Source organism: Ornithinibacillus scapharcae TW25 (genome assembly GCF_000190475.1).
Lineage (GTDB): Bacteria > Bacillota > Bacilli > Bacillales > Amphibacillaceae > Ornithinibacillus > Ornithinibacillus scapharcae.
On sequence record NZ_AEWH01000071.1, the window covers coordinates 104,133 to 120,915 of the forward strand.

The 16,783-nt window shown below is 38.8% G+C and carries 18 protein-coding genes; 2 read left to right on the plus strand and 16 right to left on the minus strand.

Annotated elements, in window-relative coordinates:
• Positions 1-6 precede the first annotated feature (6 nt).
• The 4 genes from G5W_RS0119660 to G5W_RS0119675 all read right to left on the minus strand — a co-directional run bounded on the left by G5W_RS0119660 (position 7) and on the right by G5W_RS0119675 (position 3,247).
• Positions 7-570, minus strand: a complete 564-nt coding sequence (locus tag G5W_RS0119660) for a TIGR01440 family protein (protein ID WP_033445798.1) — start codon at positions 568-570, stop codon at positions 7-9.
• Positions 571-860: 290 nt separating this feature from the next.
• Positions 861-1,304 carry a ribose 5-phosphate isomerase B gene (rpiB, locus tag G5W_RS0119665; RefSeq protein WP_010099450.1) on the minus strand — a complete coding sequence of 148 codons (444 nt, stop codon included), beginning with the start codon at positions 1,302-1,304 and terminating at the stop codon, positions 861-863.
• A gap of 27 nt (positions 1,305-1,331) precedes the next feature.
• Positions 1,332-2,624, minus strand: coding sequence for a methyl-accepting chemotaxis protein (locus tag G5W_RS0119670; protein ID WP_010099451.1), 1,293 nt, complete (start codon positions 2,622-2,624; stop codon positions 1,332-1,334).
• Positions 2,625-2,644: 20 nt separating this feature from the next.
• Positions 2,645-3,247, minus strand: a complete 603-nt coding sequence (locus G5W_RS0119675) for a low molecular weight protein arginine phosphatase (RefSeq protein WP_010099452.1) — start codon at positions 3,245-3,247, stop codon at positions 2,645-2,647.
• A gap of 446 nt (positions 3,248-3,693) precedes the next feature.
• Here G5W_RS0119675 and G5W_RS0119680 point away from each other — a divergent pair, with 446 nt between their 5' ends.
• Positions 3,694-3,888, plus strand: coding sequence for a DUF2187 family protein (locus G5W_RS0119680; protein WP_010099454.1), 195 nt, complete (start codon positions 3,694-3,696; stop codon positions 3,886-3,888).
• Positions 3,889-4,104: 216 nt separating this feature from the next.
• Here G5W_RS0119680 and G5W_RS0119685 read toward each other — a convergent pair whose 3' ends face one another.
• The 4 genes from G5W_RS0119685 to spoIIR all read right to left on the minus strand — a co-directional run bounded on the left by G5W_RS0119685 (position 4,105) and on the right by spoIIR (position 7,104).
• A complete protein-coding gene (locus G5W_RS0119685) occupies positions 4,105-4,641 on the minus strand; it encodes a manganese efflux pump MntP (protein WP_010099455.1) in 537 nt (178 codons plus the stop codon).
• A gap of 101 nt (positions 4,642-4,742) precedes the next feature.
• Positions 4,743-5,777 (minus strand): L-threonylcarbamoyladenylate synthase, encoded by a 1,035-nt coding sequence (locus G5W_RS0119690; RefSeq protein ID WP_010099456.1) that lies wholly within the window; start codon positions 5,775-5,777, stop codon positions 4,743-4,745.
• Positions 5,778-6,005: 228 nt separating this feature from the next.
• Positions 6,006-6,407, minus strand: a complete 402-nt coding sequence (locus tag G5W_RS0119695; RefSeq protein ID WP_010099457.1) for a GNAT family N-acetyltransferase — start codon at positions 6,405-6,407, stop codon at positions 6,006-6,008.
• 97 nt (positions 6,408-6,504) lie between these two features.
• A complete protein-coding gene (gene spoIIR / locus G5W_RS0119700; protein WP_010099458.1) occupies positions 6,505-7,104 on the minus strand; it encodes a stage II sporulation protein R in 600 nt (199 codons plus the stop codon).
• Positions 7,105-7,203: 99 nt separating this feature from the next.
• Here spoIIR and G5W_RS0119705 point away from each other — a divergent pair, with 99 nt between their 5' ends.
• The gene (locus G5W_RS0119705; protein WP_010099459.1) at positions 7,204-7,713 is read left to right on the plus strand and encodes a GNAT family N-acetyltransferase; all 510 of its coding nucleotides are present in this window, start codon (positions 7,204-7,206) and stop codon (positions 7,711-7,713) included.
• 195 nt (positions 7,714-7,908) lie between these two features.
• Here the strand turns inward: G5W_RS0119705 and prmC are convergent, their stop codons facing one another.
• From prmC to G5W_RS0119755, 8 genes are all read right to left on the minus strand, one after another.
• Positions 7,909-8,763 (minus strand): peptide chain release factor N(5)-glutamine methyltransferase, encoded by an 855-nt coding sequence (gene prmC / locus G5W_RS0119710; protein WP_010099460.1) that lies wholly within the window; start codon positions 8,761-8,763, stop codon positions 7,909-7,911.
• 1 nt (position 8,764) lies between these two features.
• Complete coding sequence (prfA, locus tag G5W_RS0119715) at positions 8,765-9,835, minus strand: peptide chain release factor 1 (RefSeq protein ID WP_010099463.1); 1,071 nt, start codon at positions 9,833-9,835, stop codon at positions 8,765-8,767.
• A gap of 173 nt (positions 9,836-10,008) precedes the next feature.
• On the minus strand, positions 10,009-10,872 hold the full coding sequence (locus tag G5W_RS22600) for a nuclease-related domain-containing protein (protein WP_081472507.1): 864 nt from the start codon (positions 10,870-10,872) through the stop codon (positions 10,009-10,011).
• Between the two features lie 348 nt (positions 10,873-11,220).
• Complete coding sequence (locus tag G5W_RS0119735) at positions 11,221-11,841, minus strand: thymidine kinase (RefSeq protein WP_010099467.1); 621 nt, start codon at positions 11,839-11,841, stop codon at positions 11,221-11,223.
• A 248-nt stretch (positions 11,842-12,089) separates the two neighbouring features.
• Positions 12,090-12,335 (minus strand): type B 50S ribosomal protein L31, encoded by a 246-nt coding sequence (locus G5W_RS0119740; protein WP_010099468.1) that lies wholly within the window; start codon positions 12,333-12,335, stop codon positions 12,090-12,092.
• Between the two features lie 170 nt (positions 12,336-12,505).
• On the minus strand, positions 12,506-13,786 hold the full coding sequence (gene rho, locus G5W_RS0119745; protein WP_010099469.1) for a transcription termination factor Rho: 1,281 nt from the start codon (positions 13,784-13,786) through the stop codon (positions 12,506-12,508).
• 573 nt (positions 13,787-14,359) lie between these two features.
• On the minus strand, positions 14,360-15,331 hold the full coding sequence (gene glpX / locus G5W_RS0119750) for a class II fructose-bisphosphatase (RefSeq protein WP_010099470.1): 972 nt from the start codon (positions 15,329-15,331) through the stop codon (positions 14,360-14,362).
• Between the two features lie 80 nt (positions 15,332-15,411).
• A complete protein-coding gene (locus tag G5W_RS0119755; RefSeq protein WP_010099471.1) occupies positions 15,412-16,698 on the minus strand; it encodes a UDP-N-acetylglucosamine 1-carboxyvinyltransferase in 1,287 nt (428 codons plus the stop codon).
• Positions 16,699-16,783 lie beyond the last annotated feature (85 nt).

The window sequence follows — 16,783 nt, forward strand, 5'->3', positions numbered from 1 at the left end:
GTTATATTATGTACAAGAATTTGTATCTTGTAATCTATCATATACTGCACGTGAACCCCCAATAAGCTTTGGTCGAGTCCGTGCCACATTTACACGCGCATCTCCAATATAACGTTGCTTAAGACGGACTGGAACTGCAACATGCTTTAGATGCATACCAATCATGGTTTCTCCAATATCTATTCCTGCATGAGCCTGAATCTTTTCTACTACTACTGGGTTGTTAAAATGCTTATATGCGTAAGAAGCCATTGAGCCACCAGCTTTTGGTATAGGTACGACCGCTACTTCTTCCAGCTGGAACTTCTCCATTGTTTCACGTTCCACAACAAGTGCTCGATTTAGATGTTCACAGCATTGAAATGCTAATCTGATTCCTTTATCGGATTGGAGTTTTTGCATGGCTTGGAAAATATGTGCTGCGATGTCCTCACTACCCGCCGTTCCAATATGTTCACCAGCTACTTCACTCGTAGAGCAACCAATCACAAAAATGTATTCGCTTTCCAAATAATCTGCTGTTAAAAGTTCCGTAGAGATAGTATGTAGATTTGATTGAATCGTTTCCATTAGTTGCAAGATACATCACCTAACTTAAGTAAAAGGGTTGAGGTTGGGACATAACCAATTTCTTAATTAAAAGACAAACAATGCACTATTTTAGCTCCGAAAATACACGATCACTCCAGTGGGAGGATAGGCATCGGTGAGACCCCGCAATACGTTAGCACGAGGAGGCTCACCAGCCGCCTCTGTACCGGAAGTGATAGCGAAGTATAATTCCGGATCGGGTTTATACACCAAAAACAATTGTTTGAATCTAAATATAGGAAATACTCATGTCCCGATTCAACTTCTAATTAATTTTTCGCTTCATAAGCTGTAATTTTATCTAACCGCTTTTCGTGACGGCCGCCTTCGAAATCAGTTTCAAGCCAAGCTTTTGCTATTTCTCTAGCTAGACCAGGGCCTAACACTCGTTCACCCATAGCTATCATATTGGTATCATTATGCATACGAGTAAGCTTCGCACTGTACACGTCAGAAAGTAAAGCACAACGAATACCTTTCACTTTATTCGCGGCAATAGACATTCCAATTCCTGTACCACAAACTAAAATACCGCGGTCAAATTCTCCTTTTGCAACTCGTTCTGCTGCTGGTAATGCATAATCCGGATAATCTACCGATGTTTCACAACTACAGCCAACATCCTCATATTCAATACCCATCTCTTCTAGCAAGCTTTTTACTTCATTTCGGATTGTCATCCCTGCATGATCACCTGAGATAATTACTTTCACTTTGCGACACTCCTATTCTAGATTGTATTACTTAACCTTAAACTTTTGTATTTGCTTATTCAAGCCTCTTGCTTGTTCTTCTAAATCATGAACAAGTTCATCAACTTTTCCAATGGACGCTGCTTGCTCATGTACCGATGCATTAACTTCCTCTGCACCAGCTGAGGTTTCTTGCGCAATTGCCGCCACTTCTTGAGATTGAGAAGCTGTCGCCTGGATAGATGCAAGCTGCTGATTTACAATGTTAAGAATCACATCAATTTCACTGGCAACTTCTTCTACTGAACTAGACATTTGCTCAATAGCTGTATTCGTTCTAATTCCATTATTCGCCTCTTTAAACGCAAACTGGACATTTTCATTAATTTTCTTCACAACTCTATTCACATCGTCTTGAATTGCCATAATTAATTCAGAAATACGTTGGACTGCTTGAGCACTTTGATCAGCGAGTTTACGTATCTCATCCGCAACAACTGCAAATCCTTTTCCATGTTCACCAGCTCTTGCGGCTTCAATAGAAGCATTTAATGCAAGCAAATTCGTTTGCTCCGCTATTTCACCGACCATTGAAATAATCGATTCTACTTGAAGAGCATTTTCTTTTAGATGATCCACATCTTTCAGGGAGTATTCTTGGTCTTGTGCAAGCTTTTGAATTCCTTCCACTAATTGATGTACAACTGCCTTACTCGTGTTTAATGTCTCCAACATGGTCGTGGATTTTTCTTTTGACTGTCCAGCTTTTTCTTGAACTTTTTCTGCTAAGACAGTTGCTTCCTCTACGGATTCAACCGTTTGTTGAATCGCTTCTGAAGAAGTTTCAGCTCCCTTAGAAATATCTTCTATGGATGCACTAATTTGGGCGGAATGTTGGGATACTTCACTAGAAGCATTTCGTAATTCTACAACAGATTCGTTCGTAGTTTTGAAATGTACATCTATATTATGTACCATTTCTTGCAAATTGCTAAGCATCGCATTAAAAGATGTGCTTAAAGCACGGATTTCATCATCTGAGGACGGGATGTCTACTTGTTGGTTAAGATTACCTTCTGCCACTTCTGATGCGACATGAGCTAGCTTATTTAATGGTTTGGTTATAATACGAGCTGCAAAGTACGCCAGCACACCCGACCAAAATATCCCTAAGGATAAGGTAATTAATGTATAGACTTCCATGGATACAGCCCAAAACTCCACAATATAGTCATAAAGAAAATAAAGGAAAAATGCACTAGTAGAGTAGGTGATAATTGCTAATACAGTTGTAAAGAATACTAACTTTAACCTTAGTCCAAAACGATATTTATCGCTCATTTTGTCTTCCCCCAGTTTTTCTATCTATATTTTTTAATTAATAACCCAATAAATTCTTCTAATTCATCTAACGTTTCTTGATATGTTTTGAGGTCTCCACCAAATGGATCTGAAATATCATAATTGATTAAGCTACTCTCTAACTGGCTGATTTTTTCAATATCATATTGTAGATATTCTCGTAGTTGCTTTTCTAATTCAGGATTACTTAATTTGCGTTGGTTTTCTAGTATAAATTGTGATCGTTTCGTTTCATAGTCTGCATATAACGACTTTAGTTCATCCCATATCTTTTTATCGGAATCGGAAACATACTCCTTTAACGTATAATACTTATCTTGAAAATTTGGATACTGCATGATAAGGGATTGCTTATGCTGCGTAGTCATGGTTAAAATAACGTCTGCCCAGTTTAACAGTTTTTCATCAACAGGATTGGATAAATGGTCTAGCTTAATACCCTTTTTCTCTAGCGCTACAATTGCATTCTTAGATGCCCTTTGATTCTTCGCAGCAAAAATCCCTGCAGATTTTACCTCAGCGTCAGGCACCCTGCTTTTTAATAGAGCTTCAGCCATCGGGCTACGGCATGTATTCCCAGTACATACAAATAGAACCCTCATGAAAATACCTCCAATTCCAATTCAAGTGGTATGAACAACCAAGTGAATTTCTAACTAAAATATAACACAGTTTACAGACAGTTGACAGAAAAAGCATGGACAAATATCCCTCTTTCCGTTTAAGGTTATATGTGTTATGATTTCATTTCTAACAGTTATTTATTTTAAATTGGCGAAATATTTGAAAATGATTATTTCGTACGACAAAAAATAGCTAAATAGGACTTTATAACTAGTTATTTTTTCGCAAATTGTCAAAAAATGAAAAAATTTGTAGAAATTCTAATACAAAAGTATTACTATTGTTATAAGAATTGAAAATACCTAAGTTACCATTTTACTATTTCTCTAATCTTCGCTCCATTTTTGTTTACATAGCCTCGGTAATTCTTCTATACAATATAGAGAAGTCTCATTTAGGTATTATCCTTTGGGAGGGGAAGTTAATGAAAAATACTGAAACAGCAAATGTAGGGGATGTGGTTCTTTTCGATAGAAGGAACCAGCAGTACGAAGGAAAGGTATTTCAAGTGAGAGAAAATAGTGTATTGGTGGAATTGTCAAAGGACGCAGCAAAGGTATTGGGATATGAAATGCCTAACACTGTAGTAAGACACGGAAAATACAGCATTATTTCTTAATATATAGTTTCATATGTGATTGAAAAAAATGAACTCCAATCTGTTAGATTAGTATCTAAAGATATGGGGTTCAATTATTTTATTGTGAATTAATCGCGAGTCCTATCAAATCAATAAAAAATCGCACTGTAATTTAACTGTGCGATTCCCAGATTATTGATTTGATATACGGCATTTTTTATGAAACAATTGTCGATGCTCTAGAATCCCTATACACTAAAAGATGATGTATAAACCGAATCCGCAGAGAATACTTCCTCCGAGTATTTCACTGTATGCACCTAAAAGCCCTCGAACTTTTCTTCCTATTAACATACCAGCCCAGGTTAGTACCATACTAGTAAACCCAAATAAGATGAGTGTAAGTACTGTTTTCACTTCGGACAGACCAAGACTAAGGCCCACCGAAAAGCTATCGATACTTACACTAAATGCGAAGATTAGCAAGCCCATTCCAGTTGTCTGGATGACTTTACCAACTTCATGATTAAACGCTGAAAATAACATATGAGCGCCAATCCCAAATAACAGTAACCCTCCAGCTAGGGTTGTCCACTCACCAATTTGAGCAGAGATTAATTTTCCTACTATAATACCAAGAAAAGGCATAATAATATGAAATACTCCTACGACTAGTCCAATGTATGCTATTTTTTTAAGTCGCATTCGTTGCATTCCTAGTCCAAGACTAACAGAAAATGCATCCATTCCTATTGCCAATGACATTATTACTATTGAAAAATAATCCCCCATGAATCATCCCCCTTGGACATGCCTTCTACACTATATGCATGTCCAAGGGGGTTTATTCGGATATTAAAGGTGTTGCTTTTCTTATTAAAAACTTATCCTTATCATTTTTCCACATAACGGCTAGCAGCCTTACGTAATCGATTCATGATTGCTTGTCCAATGCCTATCTCTGGATAGGTTTCACAAAGGATGATATCAATTTCTCCTTGCTTAAATCTTCGTAAGCTATCATATAAGTTCGCTGCAACTTCTTCAAGCGACTCTCCTAACGATATTTGATCGGTGACGTTTAATTTTTCTAGTGTATTGCGGTTGGCTAAAACACCGACACGCTTCCCCTCATCAACTAATTCTTGATAAACTTTCTGTAGCCTAGCATTATCCCCTTCCACTAACCATAAAGGAACCTCAGGTGCATAGTGGGTATATTTCATTCCTGGTGCCTTTGGTTTTTCCTTTGTGTCACCGTTATCAAGTGCTGGATCTACTAAAACTTTGCCAACTATTTCCTCAATTTCTTCTTTAGAGATACCACCAGGTCGTAATATAGATGGCGTTTCCTGTGTGCAATCTATAATCGTTGATTCCACTCCGACTCCAGTTGGGCCACCATCTACAATTCCTGCAATTCTACCATTCAGGTCCTCCCATACGTGGTCTGCAGTTGTGGGACTAGGCTTTCCAGATAGATTTGCACTTGGAGCAGCTATCGGTACATCACATACTTTTAGTAAAGCTAATGCAACCGGGTGACTCGGTATCCGAACTCCTACTGTAGGTAACCCCGCCGTTACGTTTTCCGCACATATACCATTACTAGGTAGTACATACGTAATAGGTCCAGGTGAAAAAGCATCTATTAAATTTTCCACATAGTCAGGTAGACTATCTACCAGCTTTAATAACTGGTCCTTGCTTGCAACATGTGCAATAAGCGGATTATCCTGTGGACGACCTTTTGCTTGGAAAATTTTCGCTACGGCTTCTGCATTTGTTGCATCTGCCCCAAGGCCGTATACTGTCTCTGTTGGAAAGGCAACGGTATGACCTGCCTTAAGCAACTGCGCTGCTTCGGCAATTGTTTCCTCCTTGCTTTTTCCACTCTCAGCTATTTTCCATCGTTTTGTATCTATCATCACTACTACCTCTTTTCCTTTTCTCATTTTACCCGAATCGGCAGAGGTTTAGCAAAACATAGTGTTATCCACAGAAATCAAAAGAAAACCCGTGTTTATCCACAGGTTTTCCAAACAAACGTTTATTTAAAACGGATTATACACAGATTATCCACTATATTTAGACTTATTGACAGTTTTCACACAAGTTGTTCACAGTGTATTGTGGATTATGTGAATAAGAATTGCTTATGAGACTTCGTATGCCCACCAGTTTCCTTCTTTTCCTTGTAAATTGTTCACTTTTAATGCTTCTTTCTGTGGGTGGAACTGTAACGCACCAAGTAATATATCCACAACCGGTTGATGACTATGTACATAAACCTTTTTCGCTTCCTTCGTCTTTGCAAGAACAATGATTGTTTCTAAAAGTACTGGTAAATTCTGCGCGGCTTCCTTAGCTATATATAGCTGCTTTAGCCAAAACACACCAGCGTCAACAGATGAAAGGACAAAGCATCCTTTGATTTCATTCGCAATTTCAACTACATATCCGTCATTGATTAGACTTTCCCCGTCTACTTGGTCTGTCGTTCGTAAAAATATTTCAAGTTTCTCATTTGGTACCTCACTTGCTAGTAGTAATTTCATATCTACACCCCTGTTATGATAGAATTTTTATAGCACTTCTGAAATAACATTTTCTAGAATCTCGCTTTTCTATCATTTTATGCATGAGATTTTGACTCTATGACAATCCAAGCCATTCAAATAGGAAAAATTTTATCTTCAATCCCTCTTCACTCTCAGCTTCTTCCTCAAAACCACCTGGGCTTGCCTCCGCCACACTAATCCCATTTGCAAAATCTAAGAAGCATAACGGAGGGAATAAGACGCACCACCAGTTCGAGCCTTCTCCTTCGCCAATCGTGATTAAAATTGCTTCGTATTCTCCAGCTGGATAAAGATATGTACCGTAAATTTTCGTTGGAAAACTAACACTATCATTATACTCCACATCAATTTCTCGTTTTTCTCCAGCTTCTTTCAACGTCTCTTTCACAATTTCATGAATTTCAGGAACTTTACTTGCCAATAATTTTCTAGCTTCTTCAATATCCGTAATGTCTGCAACCCACTCTGTAATTGCTACATTTACATCATCTCGTACCTTTTGTTTAATCTTTTGATCAGCTTCATTATCACTATTTGCTAGAATTCGTAAACGAATCGCATCATCCGGAATAACCTGATAGTCATCCATATTATTTTCATCACCTTGCCCCTTGATTGGCATGGCAATTGCAATCATAATAAGTATAATTAAAATAATTCCTAGTTTTTTCATTTTCAACCCCACCCCTAACACTATGATTTAGTCACAGTATGGTCAGGTAGGAACATTTTTAAACTAGTAATCTATTATTTTTCTATTGGAGGGATTCATGTGAAAGTCAGAAAAGCTAGCGTTGCTGATGCAAGAGGGATTGCCAAAGTACAAATTGATAGCTGGAGAACAACCTATCGAAACATTGTTTCAGACGAATATTTAAATAATATGAATGATGATGACCGTGAAAAAAGATGGCAGACGATTATCCCTCAGGAAAATGTATATGTTGTTGAAAATGAGAATGGGCAGATTGTAGGATTCTCAGGTGGCGGTATCGAACGGACTGGAAATTATCCAGAATACAAGGGAGAATTATATGCTATTTATTTATTGGAATCCTATCAACGAAAAGGTCTTGGGAGAAAGTTAGTAGAGCCTGTTGTGGAAATGTTGAAAGAAAAAGGCATCTATTCTATGACTGTAATGGTTTTAGCAGATAATCCTTCTCGTTATTTTTATGAGGCTCTTGGCGCAAAGCAAATTGGAATAGAAAAAATCGAAATCGGTGGAGAAAACCTTTTAGAGCTTGTATATGGTTGGGAGGATATTAGAGAGATTATTTAAGAAAAGAGCGTATCCTGTTGTGATACGTTCTTTTCTTTTCTAATGGAAAAATAGTAGTATGATAATTACTATTCCAAGAGCATTAAGCCCAACTAATGGCTTGTTTGAATCCCAATGCATGAAAATCTGTGCCGTCATACTTATTAGTAAAATAACCCATAATCCAACATAGGAAAGGTTTTCATAATATCTCCCCTAGCTTAGGTTATTCGCAAATACTATTCGATCTCTTCCATTGATGTCTTGAAGTACTCTTACAGATGAGTTTGGAAATGTTTCCTGAATCAATGACTTTACACTTTCCCCTTGCAAATAACCGATTTCAAATGCAACAGTTCCACCTTTTTTCACTGCTCGAGGCAGCATTTTCGTTATATGTTTATAAGCAGCGAGACCTTGGTCCTCAGCAAATAATGCAAGCTCCGGATCATGGTTTATGACTGTATCCGAAAGTTGCTCACGTTCATCCTCTGAAATATAAGGAGGATTAGAAACGACGATATCAGCTGTTAGATTTTTATCTATGAAAGGCTCCAGAAAATCCCCATACAAAAATGTGACATCTGCTTGCAAAGTCTCCGCATTTTTTCTAGCTGTGGCTAAGGCATCTTTTGAAATATCGATAGCATACACAGTAGCATTCGGTAATTCTAGGGCCAGTGTAATTGCGATAATTCCACTACCAGTTCCGATATCAACTATGGTTATTGGCTGGTCCTTTGGTGCATGATTAATTACATGTAAGACTAATTCTTCCGTTTCCGGGCGTGGGATTAAAACATGAGGATTTACATAAAATTTTCTACTATAGAAGGTTTCATAACCTGTTATGTGCTGAATAGGTACACCGGTTTCCGCATGATTTTCTATATCCTCACGGTACTTTTCTACTATACTAGCTGGTATTTCGTCGCGCATTTGTGAGTAAAATTGCGTTCGCGATACGTTTAAATGATGCTGAAGTAAAAGCTCTGCTACCCTTGTCTCACGATTATGTTGTTCTAAAAAAAGAGAAGCCCAGTTAAGGACTTCGTATTGTTTTTGGGTCATATTATTCACCAATTTGCTCTAATTTCTTAGCTTGTTCTTCCATTATCAGCGCATCGATCACTTCATCAAGCTTACCTTCTAAAATCTGGTCAAGCTTTTGAATCGTTAATCCGATACGATGATCAGTCACACGGTTTTGTGGGAAGTTGTACGTACGAATACGTTCTGAACGGTCACCTGTACCTACTGCTGACTTACGATGTTCATCATATTCCGCCTGTGCTTCCTGTTGAAACTTATCATACACACGCGCACGAAGAATTTTCATTGCCTTTTCTTTGTTCTTGATCTGCGACTTTTCATCCTGCATGGATACAACAATCCCTGTCGGTAAATGTGTTAAGCGAACCGCTGACATGGTCGTGTTTACACTTTGTCCACCAGGTCCACTTGATGCAAACAGATCGACACGAATATCTTTATCATGAAGCTCAACTTCTACTTCCTCTGCCTCAGGTAATACCGCAACTGTTGCAGTCGACGTATGAATACGGCCACCAGATTCCGTTTCCGGTACACGTTGGACACGGTGAGCACCATTTTCATACTTCAGCTTGGAGTAAGCTCCCTGTCCTTTTACCATGAAGATAATTTCCTTATAACCACCGACACCTGTTGTATGAGCATCCATAACATCAGCCTTCCAGCCTTGGCTCTCTACATAACGGGTATACATACGGTAAAGATCCCCAGCAAATAATGCTGCTTCATCTCCACCAGCTGCACCACGAATCTCCACGAAAACATTCTTGTCGTCATTCGGGTCTTTCGGTAATAGAAGAATTTTCATTCGTTCTTCTAATTCTTCCTTTGCAGCCGAAAGGTCAGAAATCTCTGTCTTAACCATAGCATGCATTTCCTGGTCTAGGTCATCCTCTAGCATTTCCTTCGCATCTTTTAGTTGCCCAGTCACATCCTTATACTCACGATATGCCTGTACAACATCCTCAAGACCAGACTGTTCCTTGGAATACTCACGTAATTTATTCGTATCACTAATAACTTCCGGGTCACTTAATAATTCATTCAATTTATTGTAACGATCTTCCAATGATTGCAAACGATCTAACATCACGGTCACCTCACTAAGATTAACAGTATAATTATAGTATACGGAAGGGTTCAGGTCAAAATTCTTTTGTGGGGGTGGGGGGGAGTGATGTGCTTCGGCGGTTTTTCAATGTGGTTCGGCGAAAACAAGACTAACCTCGGGAATTTTGCAAAAAGGTTCGGCGAATGCTCTCTTTACAAGATATAGTAACGGTTACTCGTATTCCCAACAGACCTAAATCCACCCTGCTGGAGTAGCCTTTTGACCACATATGGTGAATCCACTTTTAAAAAGTCTCTGGCTTGGCTATTCGTGATGTATCGATTAAAAAGTAGCTTATAGTCTGAGAGTGCTTCAAGGTGGGCGTCCTTTGAATAGTGCATACATTGTACACAGTGCCATTTGTGTTTTTTCCTAACCATTGGAGAATGGTCGCATACTGGGCAGATGACACCTTTTATTACGGATTCTTTGCTAATGTTAAATGAATCAAGTATATTCCGTGCACTGGAGTCGTGTGAGGAAATCAATCTATTGGCTAAGCATTCGAGGTCTGGCACCGTAATAACGGAATTGGTATACTGCGTTTCCAAGTTATGAATGGCAAACAATAGTTCATTATTATAAATAACTTGTTTTGGGATGGAATCTGGACTCTCCGATTTAATTATGGTTGAGGGTAATGCGATAACAACATGAAATTCGATAGGAAGTTTCTTTTCCCCTTGGGAGTGTAACAAGAGGTTTAACCGATGTCTCTGAAGTTTTGCTTGAAATACGGGGTTATTAAATCCTTCTTCCTTTCCACCATCCCCTACTCTGGTAACTTGTCCTTTTGATCCGAAAATCACTTTTCCATACCAATTTTTTATCTCAACTATCAACAGAAATTTCGGGCTCATAACTAAGGTATCAATCTGGAAGTAACCGGCATAATCTTTAATTCGCAAATCATGTAGAATAATGTATTCCTCCTGATTTAAAAATTTCAATGGAAACTCGATTTCTTTTTCACCAGTAACCGGTCTTTTCCTTTTTCGGAGCTCAGCTTGAAGAATTGTAGTTAATGGATCGTTGTGTGCTAACCTTTTTAATAAAGCCTACAACTGTAAGAGCTCTTCCAACGGTTCTCTTTTTTTAATATTATTAAAGACTCTCCTCCTCCCACAATTATTTCTATACGGATGGAGGATTTTCCTTCTTTCATTTGTTCAGTTCCATGATTAAATAAGCTGTTCGGCGAATATGGTTTCTGGTTCGGTCGGATTTCCCCAAACTTCAGCGATAATTTGGTTTGTTCGCCGAAAAAAACAGTATTGTTCGGCCAAATGGCAACAATGTTGGCACCCCGCCACCCACCAACAATCCCAAACAAAAAAGCGCCTATAACAGGCGCTCAATTCACATTACTCCCCAACATTCATCAACTTACGCATTTCCGCACTTGTCGGGCGGTTTGGAACTTCATGATGGTGGCGGCATCTTGGTTCATAGGACTCCGATGCACCAACAAGAATGATTGGGTCATTATAGGATGCTGGTTGTCCATTAATTAATCGTTGTGTACGGCTTGCGGGAGATCCGCAAAGTGGACAAATTGCATTCAGTTTTGTTACGGATTCTGCTAGAGCCATTAGTTCTGGCATCGGGCCGAATGGCTCACCACGGAAGTCTTGGTCTAGTCCTGCTGCAATCACGCGGATACCTCGGTCTGCAAGTTGCTCTGCGACATAGATAATATCTTCATCAAAGAATTGCGCTTCATCGATCCCTACTATTTCTACGTTAGGTAGTAGATTCTCTAGTATGTTTGCGGATGAATCCACCGGTGTTGCCATAACAGAAGTACCGTTGTGGGATACCACTGCAACATCATCATAGCGATTATCAATAGCCGGTTTGAAGACCTGAACTTTTTGATTCGCATACGTTGCTCTTCTTACTCTTCGAATTAGTTCTTCGGATTTACCTGAAAACATGCTGCCGCAGATCACTTCTAGCCAGCCGCTTTGCTTCATCACATACATGTTTTGGGATCTCCCTTCATTTCTTCTATGTTAAAAAGTTCATTTTATGTGACCATCAATAGGAAAAACTCGCATTCACTCGTCTTCCTGTGAATGCGGTAGTTTTCCTTAACCTTAAACAGGTGAGATTTCCCTTTTACTAAATAAAAAACAGGCAAAGCATATAGATTTGCCTGTTTTTATCGGCATGAGTAAACTCACCCAAAAAATTGTATCATTCGGTTATTCACTGGTAGTAACAGTGAATCTTATTTCATATTATATTTCTTCTTGAATCGATCTACACGTCCACCAACAGTGTCAGCCTTTTGCTTACCAGTGTAGAACGGATGTGATTCAGAGCTGATTTCGACACGAAGTAGTGGGTATGTGTTACCATCTTCCCATTCGATAGTTTCGTCAGAACTCTTAGTAGAACCACTTAAGAATTTAAAGTCAGAGCTAGTATCAAGAAATACTACTTTTCTGTACTCTGGATGAATTCCTTCTTTCATTTCTTTCACTCCTTCTGCCCTGAATCCTTTGGAAACAGAGTTATTTTAAGAGCCACATTAGGTATACACCTTTTCTAAACTCACTAAAAAATTATATCAATATGAGAAGATGTTTGCAATAGCCTATTGACATATTTCGTGCAGAAAAATATTACCTAATCCTAATTTGGTTATTTCGAAGCTCTTTTACGCTGCATTTCTTCTTCTAATTTTTGTAAGAACTCTCCATTACTCTCAGATAGCTTCAGCTTTCTCAAGAAACGATCTAGGAAGTCTGGAGTATCTTGCATCGTTTTACGGATTGCCCACATCTTGTCCAACTGGCTTTTCTCCACTAATAACTCTTCCTTACGTGTACCTGAACGTAGAATATCAATCGCAGGGAAGATTCTTCTATTAGCTAGATTACGGTCTAAATGTAATTCCATATTACCAGTACCTTTGAATTCCTCATAGATAACATCATCCATACGAGAACCTGTATCTACTAAAGCTGTTGCAAGAATAGTAAAGCTTCCACCTTCTTCAATATTTCGTGCCGCTCCGAAGAAACGCTTCGGACGGTGGAATGCTGAAGGATCAATACCACCAGAAAGTGTACGACCACTTGGTGGAATGACTAAGTTATAAGCACGAGCTAAACGTGTAATACTGTCCATCAGTACAATAACATCACGCTTATGCTCTACTAAACGCATTGCACGTTCTAGTACAAGTTCAGAAACCTTAATATGATTTTCAGGAACCTCGTCAAACGTAGAACTTACTACATCAACATCGGGATGTACAGAACGTTCAATATCAGTTACTTCCTCAGGACGTTCATCTACTAATAGAATAATTAGTTTTGCCTCAGGATGGTTTACCGAAATACTATTTGCTATTTCTTTTAGCAGCATTGTTTTACCTGCTTTTGGTGGTGCAACGATTAGACCACGTTGACCAAAACCGACAGGGGCCATTAAGTCCATAATTCTTGTAGAAAGCTTGTTTGATTCTGTTTCAAGCTTCATAATTCTATCTGGGTATAACGCTGTTAGTGCTGGGAAATGAACCCGTTCTTTAGAAGAATCTGGATCCTCACCGTTTACGGCATCAACATGAAGTAATCCATAATAACGCTCGTTTTCTTTCGGCGGGCGAACCTTACCAGATACTTTATCTCCATTACGCAAATCAAACCTGCGAATTTGGGATGCAGATATATAAATGTCCTCTGCACTAGGAGAGTAATTAATTGGTCTTAAAAAACCAAAGCCTTCTGATGGAATAATTTCTAATACTCCATCCATAAATAGAAAGCCATCTTTTTCTGCCTGTGCTTTTAAGATTGAAAAAATAAGTTCTTTTTTTGTTAGTTTAGCATAATAAGAAACCTTATATTCTCTCGCTAATGCATAAATTTCCTTCAATGTCAGTTCTTCAAGCTTACTTAAGGTAAGTTCAGCCATATTGTCACCACGCCTATTCTATATACATATTTACTATTTTGATAGATAATTACTGATTATGTAAAGGCTCAGTAAAAAATCTGAATATCTAGTCATTAATTGATAAGAGCTTAGTCTGATTCGTTATTAGAAAAACACCCATTCACTTATAGCTTGGGAATGCGCTAGTTTTCCATGCAACTTGGAAAGTTGTTTTGCTTTCCTATCTGCTTATGAATAAAATTATTACTTCCTGATGTGAAATCAAAAATTTTAGAAGGGAAGAATAGTATTAGAAGCTAGAATAGAAGTTTTTCGACTCATCTCAAATATCGAGATTTCTGTCTGAATATATTTCTCTTTTAATTTGTATCGTACCCAAACAACACTTATCTTAAACATTTACAATCTTAAACGTTTTCATAGGAATATTCAATACTTTTTTTAAGATCGAGAACGTAACCGTTTTTTTGCAGTTCTATTACAAGGAAAAGTTAGTATAGGCGATAAGCCTTTTGAAGTTGACCTTTAAGTAGGGGGGTGGAAAACATTGGTTTTTCCCTCCAATGTTTTCCGATTTTATACTTGTTCCTTTCATTCCGGTTGCATAACCAGATTTGGTTTCTTCTTTAGACTATGTTCACCGTCAATAAAACGAACAGTTCCACTTTTAGCACGCATGACAACAGACTGGGTTTTAGCTTTTGAACCTTTAAATTGTACACCTTTTAGCAATTCCCCATCTGTTACACCAGTAGCTGCAAAAATGGCATCATCTCCACCACAAAAGTCGTCCATATAGAAGACTTTATTTATATCCTCAATTCCCATCTTCTTACAACGGGCAATTTCTTCCTCATTTTGTGGAATGAGGCGTCCTTGCATTTCTCCACCTAGGCATTTTAATGCAATAGCAGCAATTACGCCTTCTGGAGCACCACCAATACCCATAAACAAATCTATCCCTGTATGATCGAATGCAGTACTGATAGCAGCTGCAACGTCACCGTCTTGAATAAGCTTAATGCGTGCACCAGCTTCTCTGATTTCGTCAATCAATGTGTAATGACGTGGGCGATCCATTAAAATAACAACAATATCTTCTATGTCTTTATTTTTGGCCTTCGCTACTGCTTTCAGATTATCAATCGTTGGTGCATTGATATCAATTTTGCCCACTGCTTCTGGACCAACTGCAATTTTTTGCATATACATATCGGGCGCATGAAGTACTTTACCGTGATCTCCAATCGCTATTACAGTCAGAGCATTATTTGTCCCTCTAGCAACAATATTTGTTCCTTCTAACGGATCAACTGCAATATCTACAAGAGGCCCTGCACCTGTACCTAGTTTTTCACCAATATAAAGCATTGGTGCTTCATCCAATTCGCCTTCTCCAATAACAACTGTTCCGCGCATTGGAATAGTATCAAAAACATCACGCATAGCAGTCGTCGCAGCATCATCTGCTTCTTCCTTCTTCCCTCTCCCCATCCAACGGGCAGAAGCAAGTGCTGCGGCTTCTGTTACACGCACAATCTCCATTGATAAACTTCTTTCCATATTATCCAACTCCCTTTACCGAATAACCTCATCCCAAAAAGGTTCATCCTGAAGTAGAATGGACAATTCAGGTTCTTTTTTTATGAGTTCTGAAACTGGACAACTTCTTCTTCGGTCATATCCTCACGCCATACATTGGCACCAAGACTATTTAATTTCTCTGTCATGTTTTCATAGCCTCGATCGATATGCTCAAGTCCAGTGATTTCTGTAATTCCATTAGCCATTAAACCAGCAACAACTAGTGATGCTCCCGCACGGAGGTCGCTCGCTTTCACTTTTGCTCCTTGTAGCTGGACTGGACCTGAAACAATAACTGACCCACCTTCTACCTTAATAAGTGCATTCATTCGTCTAAGTTCGTCAATATGCTTGAGCCTAGCCGAATAAATGGTATCAGTCACTAATCCAGTGTTATGCGCTTTTGTCAAAAGACTGGTAAATGGCTGTTGTAAATCAGTAGGAAAACCTGGATATACTAATGTTTTGATATCCACGCTTTTTAGTGGGTTTCTTGATGCAATATATAGTTGGTCGTCTGAATCCTCTACGGTGACACCCATTTCGCGTAGCTTTGCAAGTAATGACTCCAAATGTTGTGGAATCACATTATCAATGATGACTTCATTACCAGCAGCCGCTGCTGCAATAGCATAAGTTCCAGCTTCAATTCGGTCCGGAATGATGGTGTGTCTACATCCATGTAAGGACGGTACACCTTCAATGCGGATTACATCCGTCCCCACACCTTTAATCTTCGCTCCCATATTGGTCAAGAGAGTTGCAACATCAATAATTTCTGGCTCTTTCGCAGCATTTTCGATTATGGTTTTGCCTTTTGCTCTAACTGCGGCAAGCATAATATTGATAGTCGCTCCCACACTTACAACATCGAGATAAATACGAGCACCGGTTAATTCCTTTGCACGAAGATAAATGGCACCTTGTTCATTTGTTACCTCAGCACCTAGAGCTTCAAAGCCTTTTATATGTTGGTCTATCGGACGGGGACCAAGAAAACATCCTCCAGGCAAACCGATAACAGCCTTCCCAAATTTTCCAAGCATTGCTCCCATAAAGTAATAAGAAGCTCTGAGCTTTTTTACTTTCCCATTCGGAAGTGGCATCGAGATCATGTTCTCTGGATTGATATGTATTGTTTGTCCATCCCAAGACACACTTCCTCCAATTTCTTCTAGTAGATCACTTAATGTATATACATCCGAAATTTGAGGCAGTCCCTCTATTATAACTTCTGAATCAGCCAATATGGCGGCTGGCAGGAGTGCTACAGCGCTGTTTTTCGCTCCACTGATGCGTACCTTTCCATTTAAGACGTGACCGCCCTCAACTATCATCTTTTGCATTTTAAAACCCCGCTTTTGAGGTGAGGATACCCCTTACACACAATTAGTGCGGACATCCTCCACATATTTATTTGCATCCACAGTA